Source organism: Intrasporangium sp., from assembly GCF_035688975.1.
GTDB lineage: Bacteria > Actinomycetota > Actinomycetes > Actinomycetales > Dermatophilaceae > CALMNV01.
In genome coordinates this window covers 21,237-37,096 of record NZ_DASSMH010000112.1, presented here as the reverse complement: position 1 = coordinate 37,096, position 15,860 = coordinate 21,237, and the positions used below count along the sequence as shown (strand labels likewise).

Below are 15,860 nucleotides of genomic sequence, written 5' to 3'. Positions count from 1 at the left end.
CCGCGACCCAGCGCATCCGCCCGTGCGGCAGGCGCCGCTGCAGGCGCTGCCAGGCCCGCTCCCACCACCGCGGAGCGCGCTCGCTCGCCTGATCGGGCGCGGGGCGGTCAACGGTGGAGGTCACGAGGAAGTCGTCCAGGGGGAAGGGGGCAGCGGCCGTCAAGGGCCGGACGGAGAAGGCCCCGAGAGTCTAGACGCGCGAGCGAGCCGCCCGGTTCGGGCGCGCCTGCGGGTGTGACCGCGGTCACGTTCACTTGAGCAGGCGGGACAGTCGCCGGTCCGCGAGAGGCTTGCCGCCGGTCTGGCAGGTCGGGCAGTACTGCAGGGAGGAGTCGGCGAAGGAGACCTCGCGGACGGTGTCGCCGCACACGGGGCAGGGCTGGCCGGTGCGGCCGTGGACCCGCATACCCTCGCGCTTGGCGTCCTTGAGCTCGGCGGCCGGCTTGCCGGAGGCGGCGACCACGGCGCCCTTCAGGGTGTCGCGGAGGGCGGCATACAAGCGCTGGACCTCCTCGGGCTTGAGCGAGCCGGCGATGGCGAACGGCGAGAGCTTGGCGACGTGGAGGATCTCGTCGGAGTAGGCGTTGCCGACGCCGGCGAGGAACTCCTGGTCCCGCAGCAGGCCCTTGATCTGGGTGCGCCGCCCGGCGATGAGGGCGCCGAAGTCCTCCCGGGTGAAGTCGTCGGCGAGCGGGTCGGGCCCGAGGCGGCTGATGCCGGGGACCTGCGCCGGGTCGGTGACGATGTATGCCGCCAGCGACTTCTTGGTGCCCGCCTCGGTGAGGTCGAAGCCGGACCCGTCGGACAGGCGCACCCGCAGCGCGATGGGCGACTTGCCAGGGCGCACGACGGTCCGCGGCAGCTGGTCCGACCACCGCAGCCATCCGGCCCGGGCCAGGTGGAAGACGAGGTGGGTGCCGTCGCAGTCGAGGTCGAGGAACTTGCCGTGCCGGCGGACGGCGTCCACGGGCAGCCCGGCGAGCGCCTGCGGCGGCGGGTCGAAGGTCTTGAGCACGCTGACCGACGCGAGCTCCACCCCGGTCACGGCGAGCCCCGCGGTCCGCGCGGCGAGGAAGTCGACGAGGGCCTGCACCTCCGGCAGCTCCGGCATGGACCCGCCTCCTTCAGCGTCCCGGGCGGGAGGGCTGCTCGTCGGCCGCGACGGGCTTGCCGATCAGGCCGGCCTCCTCGAGGGCGCGCCGCATCGCGTGCCCGTCCGGCGCCCAGTAGGTCGGCACGCTGTGGGTCGCAGAGGGCCGAGCGGGCGCCTCCAGGCGGCCCATCGGGTGCGAGAGGACCTGCTCGGTGGCGGTCAGCTGGCGGATGCAGACCGCGGCGACGTGGTCGGGCCGCGCCTCGGCGAAGTCGGCATAGAGCTGCGGGTCGTGCTGCCCGTCGTCGCCGACGAGCAGCCACCTGATGTTCGGGAAGTCGCGCGCCATCCGCTCCAGGCTGTCCCGCTTGTGCTCGCGCCCGCTGCGGAACCAGCCGGTGTTGGTGGGACCCCAGTCGGTGAGCAGCAGCGGGCCGAGCGGGTAGCCGGCCTCGAGGAGGAAGCGGGTGAGCGGCGGCGCGGTGTTCCACGCACCGGTGGAGACGTAGACCGTCGGGGCGCCAGGGTGCGCCGAGAGCACGGCGCGGTAGAAGGGCGCCATGCCGTGGACCGCGTGCCGGTTCTTGGCTCGCAGCACGAAGGTGTTCCACGCGGCGATGAGCGGCCGCGGCAGCATGGTCGTGATGACCGTGTCGTCGATGTCGCTGATGAGGCCGAAGTCGACGTCGTCGCCGACGATGAACACGTCGGCCGGCACCGGGTCGGTGCCGGGCGCGTGGACGACGACCTGCTGCCACCCGGGCGCCAGCCCGTGGTCGTGCGCGACGAGATCGACGTGACCCCCGCGGTCACTGCGGGCGTGCACGGTCCGCTCGCCGATCGTCACCGTGACCGGCACCCCGCTCGCCGGGGCGGCGAGGAACACCCGCCAGCCGCGCTCGTAGTGCGCCGGCGCCAGGGCGCCGGTCGCGTCCTGCCGGCTCGGCGGTCCTCCCGACCCGCCCCGACCGAGCACGACGCGCGCGAAGACGCGCACGAAGCTCGTCGACCCGTAGCCGATGTGGGTGAGCACACGGTTGCCCCATCCGCGTCCGCGCAGGAGCCGCTCGATCCGGGCGTTGACGGCATCCTCGATCAGTGCGGCCGCGTGCGGTCGGGACATGTGCCCAACGTACTTGATCGGCTGCTGCCGCGGACGGGCCCGGCCTGCGAGGACCCGAGCCCCGCGGCTTCTCCACAGAGCGACACCAATCCCGATAAATCGCCACCCGTGAGGGTGCAACCGACTTAGGATGGAATGCGGCCGCATCCGACATCCCAGCGGGAGTCGGGGAGCGGCCGCACCACAGCCGGTGCGGCTGGGACGCGACGGCCGCGAATGGGGCGAGTGGCTTGGACTACACGGCTTTCCTGGAAGACCTCGCCCGGCTGGCGCACCGGCTGCTCACGGCATACGACCTCGACGAGACGCTGGACGACCTCGTTGCCAGCGTGACGCGCGACCTCGGCCTCGTCGGCACGGCGGTGGACCTCGCCGACGGCGACGGACTGCGGTGCGTCACGGCGGTCCCACCATCCCTCCGGGAGCTCGCGAAGGTGCAGAGCTCGAGCCGGGGTGGGCCGGCCTTGGATGCCTACCGGTCCCGCGCGCCCCGCACCGTCGCCGACCTCGCTGCGGTCGAGCAGCCATGGCCGGACTACCGCGCGGTCGCCCGCCGGCTCGGCCTCGCCGCCGTCGCCTCCGTGCCCATGGCCCTGCGGGACGAGACGCTGGGCGTGCTCACGCTCTACTCCGACGCCCCCCGCCAGTGGAGCGAGGCCGACCTCCTCGCCGCGAGCCTCATGGCCGATCTCGCCACCGGGTACTTCGTCAACAGCTCCAGGCTGCGCCACCAGGAGCAGCTCACGTCGCAGCTGCAGTACGCCCTGGAGTCGCGGGTCGTCATCGAGCAGGCCAAGGGCATCACCGCGAGCGCCCTCGGGATCTCCGTCGAGGATGCCTTCGAGCGGCTCCGCCGGCACGCCCGCAGCCACCACACCAAGGTCCGGACCGTCGCCGAGGCCGTCGTGACCCTGGGGCTGCGCGTCTGACGGGGTCAGTCCGTGCCGCCCCGTACGGTGGACCCATGACCAGGGGCCTTCGACGCCGCACGCGCCACGCGGCCGCTGCCACAGTCACCCTCCTGGTGACCCTCACCGGTGGGTGCTCGCTCCTCACGCAGGCACCGGAGCCCGGCGGCGCCGCGCAGGCCCTGGCCACCGGCCTCGCGAGCGGCGACCTGAGACAGGTGCGGCTGGGCGGCGCCACGCCCGAGGCGGCGACGGCGTTCGTGCAGGCGGCATACCGCGGGATGGGAGACCTGCACCCCGCGGTCACGGTGACCTCGGTGACCCAGGAGGGCTCCGACCAGGCCACGGTGATGCTCTACACGCGGTGGGACGTCTCGAGCGCGCCCACGGACTGGGGCTACGAGACGAGGGCCTCGCTGCGCCTCGTCGACGGCGCGTGGCAGGTGGCGTGGACACCGTCCGTCGTCGCGCCGGGGCTCGCCTCCGACGAGGTGCTGAGCGTCGCGCGCAAGTGGCCGCGGCGTGCGGACATCGTCGACGCCGGCGGCACGCCGCTTATGACCGAGCGGGAGGTCACCGTCGTCGGGCTCGACAAGACGCGCGTGCCCGGCGCCCAAGCGGCCGGGTCGGCGACTCGGCTCGCCACCGTCCTCGGCACCGATGCCAAGGCGTATGCCGCCAAGGTGGCGGCCGCGGGCCCGCAGGCCTTCGTCCCGGCCCTCACCCTGCGTGCCACGGACCCGGCGCTGACCAAGGGCCTGGCTGCCATCGACGCGGTCCCGGGCGCCTCCCGGCAGCCGAGGATGCAGGTCCTCGCGCCGACCCGCACGTGGGCCGCGCCGATCCTCGGCTCCGTGGCCGAGGCCAGCGCCGAGCAGGTCAAGAAGGCGTCCGGTCGCCTCCAGCCCGGCGACGAGGTCGGCCAGTCCGGGCTGCAGCTGCGCTACGACGAGCAGCTGCGCGGCACGCCGGGGCTCGCGGTCCAGGCCGTCCGCAGGGGCGCCGACGGCAGCGTCCTCGGCAGGCGGGAGCTCTTCGCCGAGCAGTCCACCGAGGGCACCCCGCTGCGGGTGAGCCTGGACTCCAAGGCGCAGAACGCCGCGGAGGCCGCGCTCGCCGCCGAGACCGCGCGGCCCACCGCGCTCGTGGCGATCCGGCCCTCGACGGGCGAGGTCCTCGCCGCAGCCGTGGGACCCGGTGCGGGCGGGGCTCCGCTCGCCCTCGCGGGCAGGGCCGCGCCCGGCTCGACCTTCAAGATCGCGAGCTCCCTCGCCATGGTCCGCAAGGGCGCCACCGCCGACACGCCCGTGCCGTGCACGCCGACGCTCAACGTCGGGGGCCGCACCTTCGGCAACTACTCCGGCTACCCCCGCGGCGCGCTCGGCGCCATCCCGCTGCGCACGGCGCTCGCCCACTCGTGCAACACGGCCTTCCTCAGCCAGCACGCCGCGGTGTCCCAGGACGAGCTCATCACGGCCGCGCACTCCCTCGGCATGGGCGAGGACCTCGACCTGCCCTTTGCCGGTTTCCTCGGCTCCGTGCCGCCCACCAGGGACGTCGTCGAGCACGCCGCGTCCTTCATCGGCCAGGGACGCGTCGAGGCCTCACCCCTCACCATGGCGGTCGTCCTCGCGTCGGTCATCAAGGGCCAGACCGTCCGCCCGCGCCTAGTCCTCACGGACCAGATACTCCCCGCTCCAACCGTCCCGCTCGACCCGTCCGAGGCGGAGGTGCTCCGCGCCGAGCTCAGGGCCGTCGTGCAGGAGGGCTCCGGGAAGGTGCTCGCCCCTGCCGGCGTGGAGTACGCCAAGACGGGCACGGCCGAGTTCGGCACGAGCAACCCGCCCAAGACCCACGCGTGGATGGTCGCCGGCCGGGGGGACCTTGCGATCGCGGCATACAACGAGGAAGGCCCGAGCGGCTCGACCCATGCGGCGCCCTTCATCCTCAGCTTCCTCAAGGCCTACGACGCGAAGTAGGCGACAGGCCCCGGGCCTTTGCGGGGCCTGCCGATTCCCCCGACCCGCCGCCGCGCCCACGTGCACATCGCGGGGCGTGCGAGCAGGATGGTCGCCATGGGGAAGCGAGCCGCGCGCTGCGCCTTCGCCGTGGCAGCGCTGGCCGTGGCCGGCTGCGGCTCCCCCTCCTCCGCCCCGGCCGGGGAGGCGGCACCGCGGGAGACCCCCGCCGTCGACGGCGGCCCGCTGGACGGCTATGCCGGCGGGGCACCCCCCGACGACGCCGCGCCGAAGGCGGCCACGGGGCCGACCTTCCCGTTGACGCTGCGACGCACCGGCGGCAGGGCCGGCTTCGACGACACGATCGTGCTCGAGGCCGGCGGCAGGCTCACCGTCGACGGCACCGCCATCCATGGCCGGGTGTGCGCCCTCGGGCCCACCCAGCGCCGGGAGCTGCTCGCAGCCCTCAGCACGCTGCGGCTGGCGGGCACGTCGACGCCCCCGGCAAGCCCCGTCGACCGCGGCGAGAGCGAGCCGATCCGGATCACCGTCACCGACGTCGACGGCCGGCCCGTCGATCTCACCGACCCGTCCCTCGGTGCGGTGTCCGGGATGGTCGCCGCCCTCGTCTCCGACGTCACCCTCACGACGCCCGCCATGACGCGGTGCACGCCGGCCACCGGCCGCTGACGCCGCAGGCGCTGGGGCGCCGCGGCGGGTCAGCCCTGCGCGACGACGTCGTCTATGACGAAGCTCGTCTGCAGTGACGCGTCCTCCGTCGCGGCGAACTTCAGCGTGACGGTCTTGCCCTTGTAGGCGGTGAGGTCGACGCTGACCTGGACGTAGGACGCCTTCGGCGTGAAGAGATTGGAGTGGGTCTTCACCGCCGTGCCGCCCAGCGAGACGGTCAGCTTGTCGTAGGCCGTCGTCGTCGTGGTCTCGGCGGTGTCGACGCGCAGCCAGTAGGTGAGCTTCGGCGCGGTGGCCGTGGCGGGCACCGTGAAGGACTGCTGCGCCGACTCCGAGGCCGTCGTGCCGTTGCCGCCGAGCCACAGCTTCCACGTGCCGGTGTGGGCGGGCCGGCTGGCGGAGCTGGTGATGGCACCCGACGTGGCCGTCCAGCTCACCGCGCCGGACTCGAAGCCGCCGTTGGCGACCCAGTTGCCGGTGGTCGGCGGCGGGGTGGCGGCGCACGTCTCGGCGGTTGCCGCGACGCTGATGGCGCTGAAGGCCGAGGCGATCGCCGTGCACTCGGGGCTGGCCGCCCCGTAGAGGTCCTTGGCCGCCCTGACCGCCGCCGTGCGGGCCGCCGAGTAGTTGCTCGACGAGGTGAGGTAGGTCGACAGCGCGCGGTACCAGATCTTCTCGACCTTGAGGTGCCCGATCCCGCCCACCGTGGAGCCGTTGCACGTCGGCGACGTGTAGGTCACGCCGCCCACCGTCTTCGTGCCGGAGCCCTCCGAGGCGAGGTAGTACCAGTGGTTGAGCGGCCCGGACGAGTAGTGGACGTCGAGGGTGCCGAGGGTCGAGGACCAGCAGTCGCGGCTCGCGCCGTCCTTGCTCGGCTTGTCCATGTAGCGCAGCGGAGTGCCGTTGCCGTTGAGGTTGAGCTTCTCGCCGATGAAGTAGTCCGGCACGTCGGCCGGGTTGTTGGCGTAGAACTCGACGGCGGTGCCGAAGATGTCGGACGTCGCCTCGTTGAGGCCGCCGGACTCGCCCGAGTAGGTGAGGTTGGCGGTGTTCTCCGTGACGCCGTGCGACATCTCGTGGCCGGCGACGTCGAGCTCGACGAGCGGCGCCGCGTTGTTGGCGCCGTCGCCGTAGGTCATCTGGGTGCCGTCCCAGAAGGCGTTGGAGTAGTTGGTGCCGTAGTGGACGCGCGAGCGGGCACCTGCGCCCGTGTTCCAGATGCCGGCGCGACCGAGGACGGTGCTGTAGTAGTCGTAGGTCTTGCCCGCCCCGAAGTGCGCGTCCACACCGGCGGAGGCGCGGTCGCTGGTGGTGCCGTTGCCCCACACGTCGTCCGCGTCGGTGAAGGTGGTGCCGGTGCCCGTCGTCCGGTTGCCGAGGTCTGTCGTGTAGTTGCCGTGGGCGTCCCTCATCGTGAAGCTGCCGGTCCCGGCAGTCGTGCCGAGGGGGACCGTGCCGACGAAGAGGCTCTTGCCCGTGCCGTGCTTGATGTCGTCCCACGACGCCAGCGTGGCGCCGGTCGTGGCGTCGACGACCGTGTGCAGCCGGGTGGGGGTCTGGTCGGCGGCGACACCCTCGGTGACGACCTCGTAGGCGAGCCGGGGGCCGCTCGCCGCCTGGTAGACGACGAGCTCGCCGGCGGAGACCGACTCGTTGCTCGCCGTGGAGGCCCGCAGTCCCGCTTCGCGGGCCGCGCTGCGCGCAACCTTCGGCGTCGTCGAGGGCGGGGCGACCGCCTTGCGCACGTTCCACGTGACCGCCTTGACGGCTCCCGCCGCCGTGCGGTGGGAGACGAGGTCGCCGCCGATGACCCGCAGGCCGTGGTAGGTCCGGTCGTAGCGCACATGCGTCGAGCCGTCGGGGTCCGTCGTGACGGACCGGACGGTCAGCTGCTCTCCGGACCCGAGGCCGAGCGCGGTGGCGGAGGCGGCCGCACGCGCCTGCTCGGTCGCCGCCAGGCCGGCCGCCCCGACGGTCGGCGCCGCGACCATCGCGCCGGCGGTGGCCGCGGGGAGGACGGCAAGGGCGAGAGCGAGGAGACCGCCCGTCGCCAGCCCCAACTTCGGTCGGTTCACTGTTGCTCCTTGTCGGGGCCGCGGCGCGGGTGCCGCTCCAGGCAGGCCTGCCGGTCCCACTGCTCGAGACCGCGGACGCACCGCAGGAACGGTCCCAGCCGCTCGCCCACCTGGTCAACTCGAATACCACATTGCGGACGAGGCGGGCATACCGGGCCCGCTCACCGGGCGGCGACGGGCTGCCCGCCACCCGCGTCGGATGCCGTCACCCGCCGCGCGGGCTCAGCGGTGGCCTCGGGCGCGGGCCGGCGCCGCGTCGAGCGCGAGCCCGCGCCGCATCGAGGTCCTCCGGCGAGTCGACGTCGGCGGACCAGCCCTCGTGGTCGGCGACGAGCACCGTGCGCACCTCGCTCGTCAGCCGCCGAACGCTCGTGCCGGAGGGGTCCCCGAGGGCCGCGAGGCGCCGGCGCAGCGCCGGCACCCGCCACACCGCGCAGAGCCAGTTCGGGGCGCCGTCGGGTCCGGCGGCCAGCGACACCTCGGGGGCATCCGCGCGGTCGGCGTCCCGACCCGGCTCGAGGGCCGCGGCGAGGTCGGCCAGGGCGGCCGCCGTGAGGAAGGGCAGGTCGCCGGCCAGCACCGCCACGAGCCGCAGGTCGCCGACGGAGCCGGCGTCCACGAGCGCGTCGAGCCCGGCCAGCCCCGCCGCGATGCCGGCGACCGGGCCGGACCCCGGCGGGTCCTCCCGCACGACCGGCACTCCGGGCGGCACGGCATACGGCAGGCCGACGACGACGGTGGGCAGCGACTCCACGGCGCCGAGCACCCGCTCGATGATGGGCCGCCCACCGACCGGGAGGGCGGGTTTGTGCGAGCCCATCCGGGTCGAGCCGCCGCCGGTGAGGACGATCGCCGCCGTGCCCGGCGGTATGCGGGGAGCCTCTCGGCGCTGCACCCCACGGAGTCTGGCACGCTGGACCCATGGGACGGGTCACGGTGCGTCGCAAGATCACCTCGGTCGACGTCGACTCGCCCGGGTCGCGGGCGAGGACCGACAGCCTGACGGTCGAGGAGCCGCTCGAGCTGCGGGTCGCCGGCGCCCCCCTCACCGTGACCATGCGCACTCCGGGCTCGGACATCGAGCTCGTCCACGGCTTCCTGCTCACGGAGGGGCTGATCCGCTCGCTCGACGACGTGCTGCTCGCCCGCTACTGCGAGGGCGCGGTCACCTCGGGTGAGAGCGGCTTCGAGGAGAACACCTACAACGTCATCGACGTCACGCTGGCTCCCGGCGTCGCGGCACCGGCCGCGGCCGCCACGCGCAACTTCTTCACGTCGTCCTCGTGCGGTGTCTGCGGCAAGGCCAGCATCGAGCAGCTGCGTGCGCAGACGGCCTACGACGTCCGCGCGGACGCGACGACCATCGACGCACGCGTCATCACGCAGCTCCCCGACGCGCTGCGCGACCAGCAGCAGTCGTTCGACAAGACCGGTGGGCTGCATGCCGCGGGCCTCTTCACCGCCGAGGGCGAGCGGCTCGTCGTGCGCGAGGACGTGGGCCGGCACAACGCGGTCGACAAGGTCATCGGCTGGGCGCTCCTGCAGGGCCGGCTGCCCGCCGCCGGCTGCGTGCTCATGGTGTCCGGGCGCGCCTCGTTCGAGCTGACCCAGAAGGCCATCATGGCCGGAATCCCCTGTCTGGCAGCGGTATCCGCTCCTTCGTCCCTCGCGGTCGAGTGCGCCGAGGACGCCGGCATGACGCTCGTCGGCTTCGTCCGCGGCAGCCGGCTCAACGTCTACACCGGCGAGGACCGCATCGTCAGCGCCTGACCCGTCACCGCCTCGTCTGTCACCTCGAACGTCACCGCCTCAGTCCCCGATCATCAGGAGCACGCATGGGCATCTTCGCGATCCACTACACCTACCCCGACGACACCACCGAGCTCGCCACGGTGCGGCCCGAGCACCGCGCCTGGCTCGCGGGGCAGCCCGGGCTGCTCGTGGCCGGCATGTACCAGCAAGGGCACGACGAGGTCTCCGCGGGCGAGCCGACCGCCGAGGAGCCGAGCAACGCTGCGCTCATTGTGTATTCGGCCGACTCGATGGTCGAGGTGCTCACCACCTTCGACAACGACCCGTATTGGCTGGGCGGCCACATCCTGCGCCGCGTGGTGCGGGAGTGGAACCCCACCCTGGGCCCGTGGGTCTCCGACACGGCGACCCCACGCGCCTGAAGCCCGTTCGCCGGGACGTCAGAGCGGGTGCACCGTGACGACGTCGCCCTCGACCAGCTGCTCGACGTCCTCGGGGACCTCGATGAGCGCGTTGGCCGCCGCGAGCGCCGTGAGGTGGTGCCGGTGCGCGGCCGTCACCGAGCCCTCTGGCGTCAGCACCGCGGTCACGAACTGCACCCTCCCCGGCCGGACTCGGCGCCCCGGGCCGACGTATGCCGCCCGCCGCGCGACCCGGGGCGGCGCGCCGTGGAGCCCGTCGAGGGAGGGGCGCAGCAGCATGACGAACGAGACGAAGGAGCCGACGGGCGTGCCCGGGAGGCACACCACCGGAGTGGCGCCGAACCGGCCCAGCCCCTGCGGAGCGCCGGGCTGCATCGCCACGTGGTCGAAGGCGAAGGTCGGCAGCGGCCCGCACACCTGCTTGACGACCTCGTAGGCGCCCTGGCTGACACCTCCGGTCGTCACGACGAGGTCGACGTCGGGCGCGGCGTCGAGCTCCAGCAGCACGGACGCGAACTCGGCGGCATCGTCGCTGCAGGTCCGCACGCGGGTGATGTCGCAGCCGGACTCGCGCGCCAAGGCCGCGACCATGTCCGAGTTCGACTCGTGGATGCCGGCGGACCCTGGTGGGCGACCCGGTGCCGTCAGCTCGGTCCCGGTCGCGACGACGGCCACCCGAGTGCGCAGGAACACCTCGGCGAAGGCGCACCCGGCCGAGCGGGCGAGGGCGAGCAGCGCGGGGGTCACGACGGATCCCGCGGACGCGAGCACCGCACCCGCACAGGCGTCCTCGCCTTGTCGGCGCACGTGCTGGCCCGGCGCCGGGTCCTGTGACACGGCGACCCGGGCCGGCACCGGCCCGGTCGGTGCCGCATCGGTGCGCTCCACGGGGACCACGGCCGTCGCGGATGCCGGCACGCGTGCGCCGGTCATGATCCGCACCGCCTGACCGGGTCCGAGCACGACCTCGGCCGGGTCCCCCGCCGCGAGGTCTCCCACGACGCGGAAGCTGCGCCCGCCGCCGCCGGCGGGGCGCACGGCATAGCCGTCCATGGCCGAGGTGTCGAAGCGGGGGAGGTCGTCGGCGGCGAGCAGGTCCGCGGCGAGGCGCCGGCCGGCCGCCCGCCAGTCCAGGGCGATGACTCCGGTCCGCGGTGAGCCGAGGACCCGCGCGACGGCGGCCCGGTGGTCGGCGACGGACACGTGGCTCACGGTGGCCCAGTCTGCCGCATGGCCGCGAGACCCCCCGGCGGGCCGTGTCAGCACGGCAGCGCCCCGCCTGCTCACCGCATCCGCAGCAGGCATGCGCCCGGCTCGGCGAACGGCTCGAGCCGCATGCCCGCCGCCGACCCGCCCGCCTCCTCGAGCGCGCCCTGCGCCAGCCCGAGGTGGACGGCACAGACGACATCCGGCCGCTGCCGGGCCACGTCGAGCATGGGGCACTGACGCAGCCGCACGGCGTCAGGGGCGACCTCCGGGGCGAAGCCCAGGTCGTCGAGCAGGCCCACCAGCGCCGCCTCGGCCGCGGCCTCCTCCGACGGCGAGTCGGGCTCCCCGGGCTCGTCATCCGCCGGCTGGGCGGACGTCCCGGCGGGCCGGGACGCGAGCGAGCGACCCCACTGCCGGCCGAGCCTCGACATGTCGGCTGCCACGTCACCAGGCTGGCTCGCCACGTGCTGCGCGAGCAGGCTTGCCAGCGCGGCATACTCGCCCGCAGCGCGCGAGACGGCCGCCCGGTGCACGGCATACGCCCACGCCGGTCGCCCCCGCCCGGCGCGAGCCTGCCGGGTCCGCACCACGAGCCCGGAGGCGGCGAGTCCCTCGAGGTGCTCCCGGGCGGTGTTGAGGTGCAGGCCCAGTCGCGCGGCGATCGCGGCCACCGGCAGCGGGTCGGGTCCGAGCGCGTCGAGGACGCGGCGTCGCTGGGGCGACAGTGCAGCCGCCGCGCCAGTCTCGTCGCGGGTGGGCTCCGGGCCCCACCCCTCGTCAATTCTCACGACGACTACCGTATAAAATCCTGGGGGGCGGGACAACCGCCCTCCATCCGATCCCAAGGAGCACGCCGTGGCGCACGACCCCCTTCCCCTCACCGAGACCCGCCAGGGCGGCTGCGGCTGCGGCTGCACCGACGAGGGCATCCCGGCCCTCGACGTGCGCGTCATCCCGCACGCGATCCGGCACGCCACCGTCTTCGGCGCCTTCGGCGCCATCCCGGCCGGCGGGTCCATGGACCTCGTGGCCCCGCACAACCCCCTGCCGCTGCTCGCCCAGCTGCGTGACCGCTTCGGCGCGGTCGAGGTCACCTACCTCGACGAGGGGCCTGACGACTGGACGCTGCGCCTCACCCGCCCGGCCTGAGACCGCGGGAGACGCGACATGTGCGGCTACTGCGGGTGCCGGGACATCGCGCCCATCGGGCGGCTCATGGCCGAGCACGAGCAGCTGACCACCCTCGCCGGTGATCTGAGTCGTGCGCGCGACACCGGCGCGCAGTCCGTCGTCGACCGGGCGCTCGACCACCTCGTCGGCACCCTGCACCCCCACGCGCACGACGAGGAGCACGGCATCTTCTCCCTCCTGCGGCGCAACCCCGACTTCACCGCGCACGTCGACCGCCTCTGCTCGGAGCACTCGGCCCTGGACGCCCTCGTCGCCTCGGTGCGGGCGGGCGACCTCGGGGTCGTGGACGAGCTGGTCGACCTGCTGCGGACGCACATGGACAAGGAGGACAACGGGCTCTTCCCAGCCGCGGCCATCGAGCTCGACGGTCCCGACTGGGAGGAGGTCGAGGCAGCCGGCACGCGGCGGTGACTAGGCTCGGAGTGTCCCCTTCCGAGGAGGAATGATGAGCACCGCACCCACCACCGCGCCGCCGAGCCGGGCCACCCGCCTCGACCGGCTGCCGTTCAACGCGGCCCACCGCCGCCTCCTCGTCGGCTCCGGCGTGGGCTGGGCCCTCGACGCCATGGACGTGGGCCTCATCTCGTTCGTCATGGCGGCTCTGGCCAAGCAGTGGCACCTCGACGCCACGCAGCTGTCGTGGATCGGCTCGATCGGCTTCGTGGGCATGGCGATCGGCGCCTCCGTCGGGGGGCTGCTCGCGGACCGCATCGGCCGGCGCAACGTCTTCGCGGTCACGCTCCTCGTCTACGGCCTCGCCACCGGGGCGGCCGGCCTGTCCACCGGCGTCGCCATGCTCATCATCATGCGGTTCGTCGTCGGCCTGGGTCTCGGTGCCGAGCTGCCGGTCGCCTCCACGCTCGTGAGCGAGTACTCACCCTCGGCCATCCGCGGCCGAATGGTGGTGGTCCTCGAGGCTTTCTGGGCGGTCGGGTGGATCCTCGCGGCTCTCATCGGCTACTTCGTCGTGCCGGTCTCGGACGACGGGTGGCGCTGGGCCCTCTTCCTCGGCGTCGTGCCCGCCGCGTATGCCGCCGTCGTTCGCTCGGCGCTGCCGGAGTCCGTCCGCTTCCTCGAGGCCAAAGGCCGCACCGGGGAGGCGGAGGCCGCCGTGCGGACATTCGAGTCCGCCTCCGGCGTGGCGCCCGCCCCGTCGCCTCCGGCGCGGCAGGCTCCCGCTCCTCCGTGGCGGGCCCTGTGGACCGCTGGTCTGGGCGGACGCACGGCAGCGCTCTGGGTCACGTGGTTCGGCGTCAACTTCTCCTACTACGGTGCCTTCATCTGGATCCCCAGCCTGCTGGTGGCCCAGGGGTTCTCGCTCACCCGCTCGTTCGGCTTCACCCTCGTCATCACGCTCGCGCAGCTTCCTGGATATGCCGCGGCCGCGGTCCTCATCGAGCTGTGGGGACGGCGCGCGACGCTCGCCACCTTCCTCCTCGGCTCGGCCGTGTCGGCAGTCGCCTTCGGCCAGGCGGGCAGCGAGGCCGGCATCATCACGGCTGGCTGCGCCCTCTCGTTCTTCAACCTTGGCGCCTGGGGTGCGCTGTATGCCGTGACGCCCGAGGTCTACCCGACGCGCCTGCGCGGCAGCGGGGCCGGGTCCGCGGCGGCGTTCGGCCGGATCGCCTCGATCCTCGCGCCGCTGTCGGTGCCGTGGCTGAAGGACGCGGGCGGCACGGGGCTGGTCTTCGCGGTGTTCGGCGCGGCCTTCGTCATCGCCGCCGGGGCGGCCCTCGGGCTGCCCGAGTGGCGGGGCCGCGCCCTCGAGGAGTAGGCGAGGGGCCGTCCCCCGCGGCCGCGTCCACAGGCCGCGCGTCCGGACCGACCTTGTCCACAGGGGCCGGTCGGCCGCTGGGCAGTGTCGGTGCTCGAGCATATGTTCGACTCATGAGCACAGCACCGCACATCTCACGCCGGCCGGCGGCAGGCCGGCGTGCTCCTGGGGACGCGTCGGGCGCCGAGGACAAGCCGCGCGCCGCCGACGCCCCCAGCGCGGCCGCCACCGACGCCCCCAGCGCGGCCGCCACCGACCACCCCAGCGCGGCCGCCACCGACCAGGCGAATGGCGAGCCGCCCGAGCCGCACGCAGTCGCCGCGCTGCTCGCGGCGATGGCTCGCACGGTCAGGCTGCTCGCACGCGACTACCCGACGTGGTCGTTACCCGAGGGCGCCGTCGGTGAGGTCATCGCGCAGGCTCAGGTGCTTCGGGAGATGGCGCACAGTCTGACGGCTGTCCTCGCCGGAGAGGCCGACGGTCGCGGGCTGGGCAGCGAGGACGGTCTCTCTCGCCCGGACTGGGTGCGGTCGCACGCGCCGGGCCTCGACGGAGGCCAAGCGTCCACGGTCACGAAGGTGGGCGCCGCGATGAGCGAGCCGCGGTGGGCTCGCCTGGCCGAGAAGGTGCGCGACGGTCGGGTGACTGTGGCCCAGGCCGCAGTGCTCGTCCGCTTCCACGAGGACGTCCAGACCATCGCCGACCCGGAGCAGCTGGCCGGCATCGTCGAGGCCATGGTCGACACGGTCGAGGTCTTCACCGTTCGGGAGCTCACCCGCCTGACGGACCACGCACGGACCAGTCTCAAGCCGCCTCGCGAGCTCGACGCACAGGACGCCGGGCGCCGGCTGGGACGGGCGTTCAGCAGGGTCGGCAGGAGCGCCGGCATGTCCGAGTACCGGCTTCGTCTCGACCCGGAGGGTGCGGCCATCATCGACGCCGCCATCGACCCGCTGTCCAGGCCGCGTCCGGACCTGGGATGGGACGGTGTCGACAGGGACGACCCGCGCTCGCCGGCCACCCGACGTGCCGACGCGCTGCTGGAGCTCGTTGGCCGGGCCGTGGCCGCGCCGGAAGGGATGCCGCGCACGGAGCGCGCCAAGCTCGTCGTCACCATGAGCGTGGAAGCGCTCCTGGGTCAGCTGCGCGGCGCCGGCGTCGCCAAGAACGACGAGGTCCTCTCCCCCTCCACCGTCCGGCGCCTCGCCTGCGACGCCGGCATCATCCCGGTCGTGCTCGCCGGGCCGAGCGAGGTCCTCGACGTCGGGCATGAGGAGCGGTTCTTCACCCCCGCGCAGCGCCGCGCCCTGGCGATCCGGGACCGGGGCTGCACCTTCCCGGGCTGCACCATTCCGCCGCAATGGTGCGAGAGCCACCACGTCAAGCACTGGCTCCATGGCGGACCCACCGACCTGCTCAATGCCGCCCTGCTCTGCGCACGGCACCACACGGTGGTCCACGTCCGGGGGCTGGTGGCGACGGTCACCAGCACCGGTGTCACCTGGCATGTCTAGCGACCCCGCCCCCGACCCCCGCCCATCCGGTCGGGGGCTCAGGGCCTGCCCGCGCCACGGTGTCCCTGACTGGTGTCGCCATCGACGGGCCCGGCGACGGGGTGTGCCGCGGGGCCGGTCGAGCCGACGCGCTGCGCCCAGCGCGCCGCAC

The 15,860-nt window shown here is 74.0% G+C and carries 15 protein-coding genes; 9 read left to right on the top strand and 6 right to left on the bottom strand.

The features are described 5' to 3' along the window. Positions 1-250: 250 nt before the first annotated feature. Positions 251-1,111: an Fpg/Nei family DNA glycosylase gene (locus VFJ94_RS11745; protein ID WP_325004396.1), complete on the bottom strand. Its 861-nt coding sequence runs from the start codon at positions 1,109-1,111 to the stop codon at positions 251-253. A gap of 13 nt (positions 1,112-1,124) precedes the next feature. Continuing rightward, the gene (locus VFJ94_RS11740) at positions 1,125-2,216 is read right to left on the bottom strand and encodes an App1 family protein (protein WP_325004395.1); all 1,092 of its coding nucleotides are present in this window, start codon (positions 2,214-2,216) and stop codon (positions 1,125-1,127) included. Between the two features lie 230 nt (positions 2,217-2,446). Here VFJ94_RS11740 and VFJ94_RS11735 point away from each other — a divergent pair, with 230 nt between their 5' ends. From VFJ94_RS11735 to VFJ94_RS11725, 3 genes are all read left to right on the top strand, one after another. Next, positions 2,447-3,145 carry a GAF and ANTAR domain-containing protein gene (locus VFJ94_RS11735; RefSeq protein ID WP_325004394.1) on the top strand — a complete coding sequence of 233 codons (699 nt, stop codon included), beginning with the start codon at positions 2,447-2,449 and terminating at the stop codon, positions 3,143-3,145. Between the two features lie 35 nt (positions 3,146-3,180). Continuing rightward, on the top strand, positions 3,181-5,103 hold the full coding sequence (locus VFJ94_RS11730; protein ID WP_325004393.1) for a penicillin-binding transpeptidase domain-containing protein: 1,923 nt from the start codon (positions 3,181-3,183) through the stop codon (positions 5,101-5,103). 96 nt (positions 5,104-5,199) lie between these two features. Further along, a complete protein-coding gene (locus VFJ94_RS11725; RefSeq protein WP_325004392.1) occupies positions 5,200-5,772 on the top strand; it encodes a hypothetical protein in 573 nt (190 codons plus the stop codon). A 29-nt stretch (positions 5,773-5,801) separates the two neighbouring features. On the opposite strand, the gene VFJ94_RS11720 is transcribed toward VFJ94_RS11725, so the two are convergent. Together VFJ94_RS11720 and mobA are read right to left on the bottom strand one after the other, a co-directional pair. Continuing rightward, a complete protein-coding gene (locus VFJ94_RS11720) occupies positions 5,802-7,847 on the bottom strand; it encodes a M4 family metallopeptidase (protein WP_325004391.1) in 2,046 nt (681 codons plus the stop codon). A gap of 205 nt (positions 7,848-8,052) precedes the next feature. Further along, complete coding sequence (gene mobA, locus VFJ94_RS11715) at positions 8,053-8,742, bottom strand: molybdenum cofactor guanylyltransferase (protein WP_325004390.1); 690 nt, start codon at positions 8,740-8,742, stop codon at positions 8,053-8,055. A gap of 26 nt (positions 8,743-8,768) precedes the next feature. On the opposite strand from mobA, the gene fdhD reads away from it, so the two are divergent. Further along, a complete protein-coding gene (gene fdhD / locus VFJ94_RS11710; protein ID WP_325004389.1) occupies positions 8,769-9,617 on the top strand; it encodes a formate dehydrogenase accessory sulfurtransferase FdhD in 849 nt (282 codons plus the stop codon). 65 nt (positions 9,618-9,682) lie between these two features. Continuing rightward, a complete protein-coding gene (locus VFJ94_RS11705; protein WP_325004388.1) occupies positions 9,683-10,021 on the top strand; it encodes a YciI family protein in 339 nt (112 codons plus the stop codon). A gap of 18 nt (positions 10,022-10,039) precedes the next feature. Here the strand turns inward: VFJ94_RS11705 and glp are convergent, their stop codons facing one another. Both glp and VFJ94_RS11695 read right to left on the bottom strand, forming a co-directional pair. Beyond that, positions 10,040-11,233, bottom strand: coding sequence for a gephyrin-like molybdotransferase Glp (gene glp / locus VFJ94_RS11700; protein WP_325004387.1), 1,194 nt, complete (start codon positions 11,231-11,233; stop codon positions 10,040-10,042). A gap of 71 nt (positions 11,234-11,304) precedes the next feature. Then, a complete protein-coding gene (locus VFJ94_RS11695) occupies positions 11,305-12,018 on the bottom strand; it encodes a helix-turn-helix transcriptional regulator (RefSeq protein ID WP_325004386.1) in 714 nt (237 codons plus the stop codon). Positions 12,019-12,085: 67 nt separating this feature from the next. Between VFJ94_RS11695 and VFJ94_RS11690 the strand changes: the two genes are divergently transcribed. The 4 genes from VFJ94_RS11690 to VFJ94_RS11675 all read left to right on the top strand — a co-directional run bounded on the left by VFJ94_RS11690 (position 12,086) and on the right by VFJ94_RS11675 (position 15,709). After that, positions 12,086-12,379: a DUF2249 domain-containing protein gene (locus tag VFJ94_RS11690; protein WP_325004385.1), complete on the top strand. Its 294-nt coding sequence runs from the start codon at positions 12,086-12,088 to the stop codon at positions 12,377-12,379. An 18-nt stretch (positions 12,380-12,397) separates the two neighbouring features. Further along, the gene (locus VFJ94_RS11685) at positions 12,398-12,832 is read left to right on the top strand and encodes a hemerythrin domain-containing protein (protein ID WP_325004384.1); all 435 of its coding nucleotides are present in this window, start codon (positions 12,398-12,400) and stop codon (positions 12,830-12,832) included. 34 nt (positions 12,833-12,866) lie between these two features. Further along, the gene (locus VFJ94_RS11680) at positions 12,867-14,195 is read left to right on the top strand and encodes an MFS transporter (protein WP_325004383.1); all 1,329 of its coding nucleotides are present in this window, start codon (positions 12,867-12,869) and stop codon (positions 14,193-14,195) included. A 113-nt stretch (positions 14,196-14,308) separates the two neighbouring features. Further along, the gene (locus tag VFJ94_RS11675; RefSeq protein WP_325004382.1) at positions 14,309-15,709 is read left to right on the top strand and encodes an HNH endonuclease signature motif containing protein; all 1,401 of its coding nucleotides are present in this window, start codon (positions 14,309-14,311) and stop codon (positions 15,707-15,709) included. The last annotated feature ends 151 nt before the right edge of the window (positions 15,710-15,860 follow it).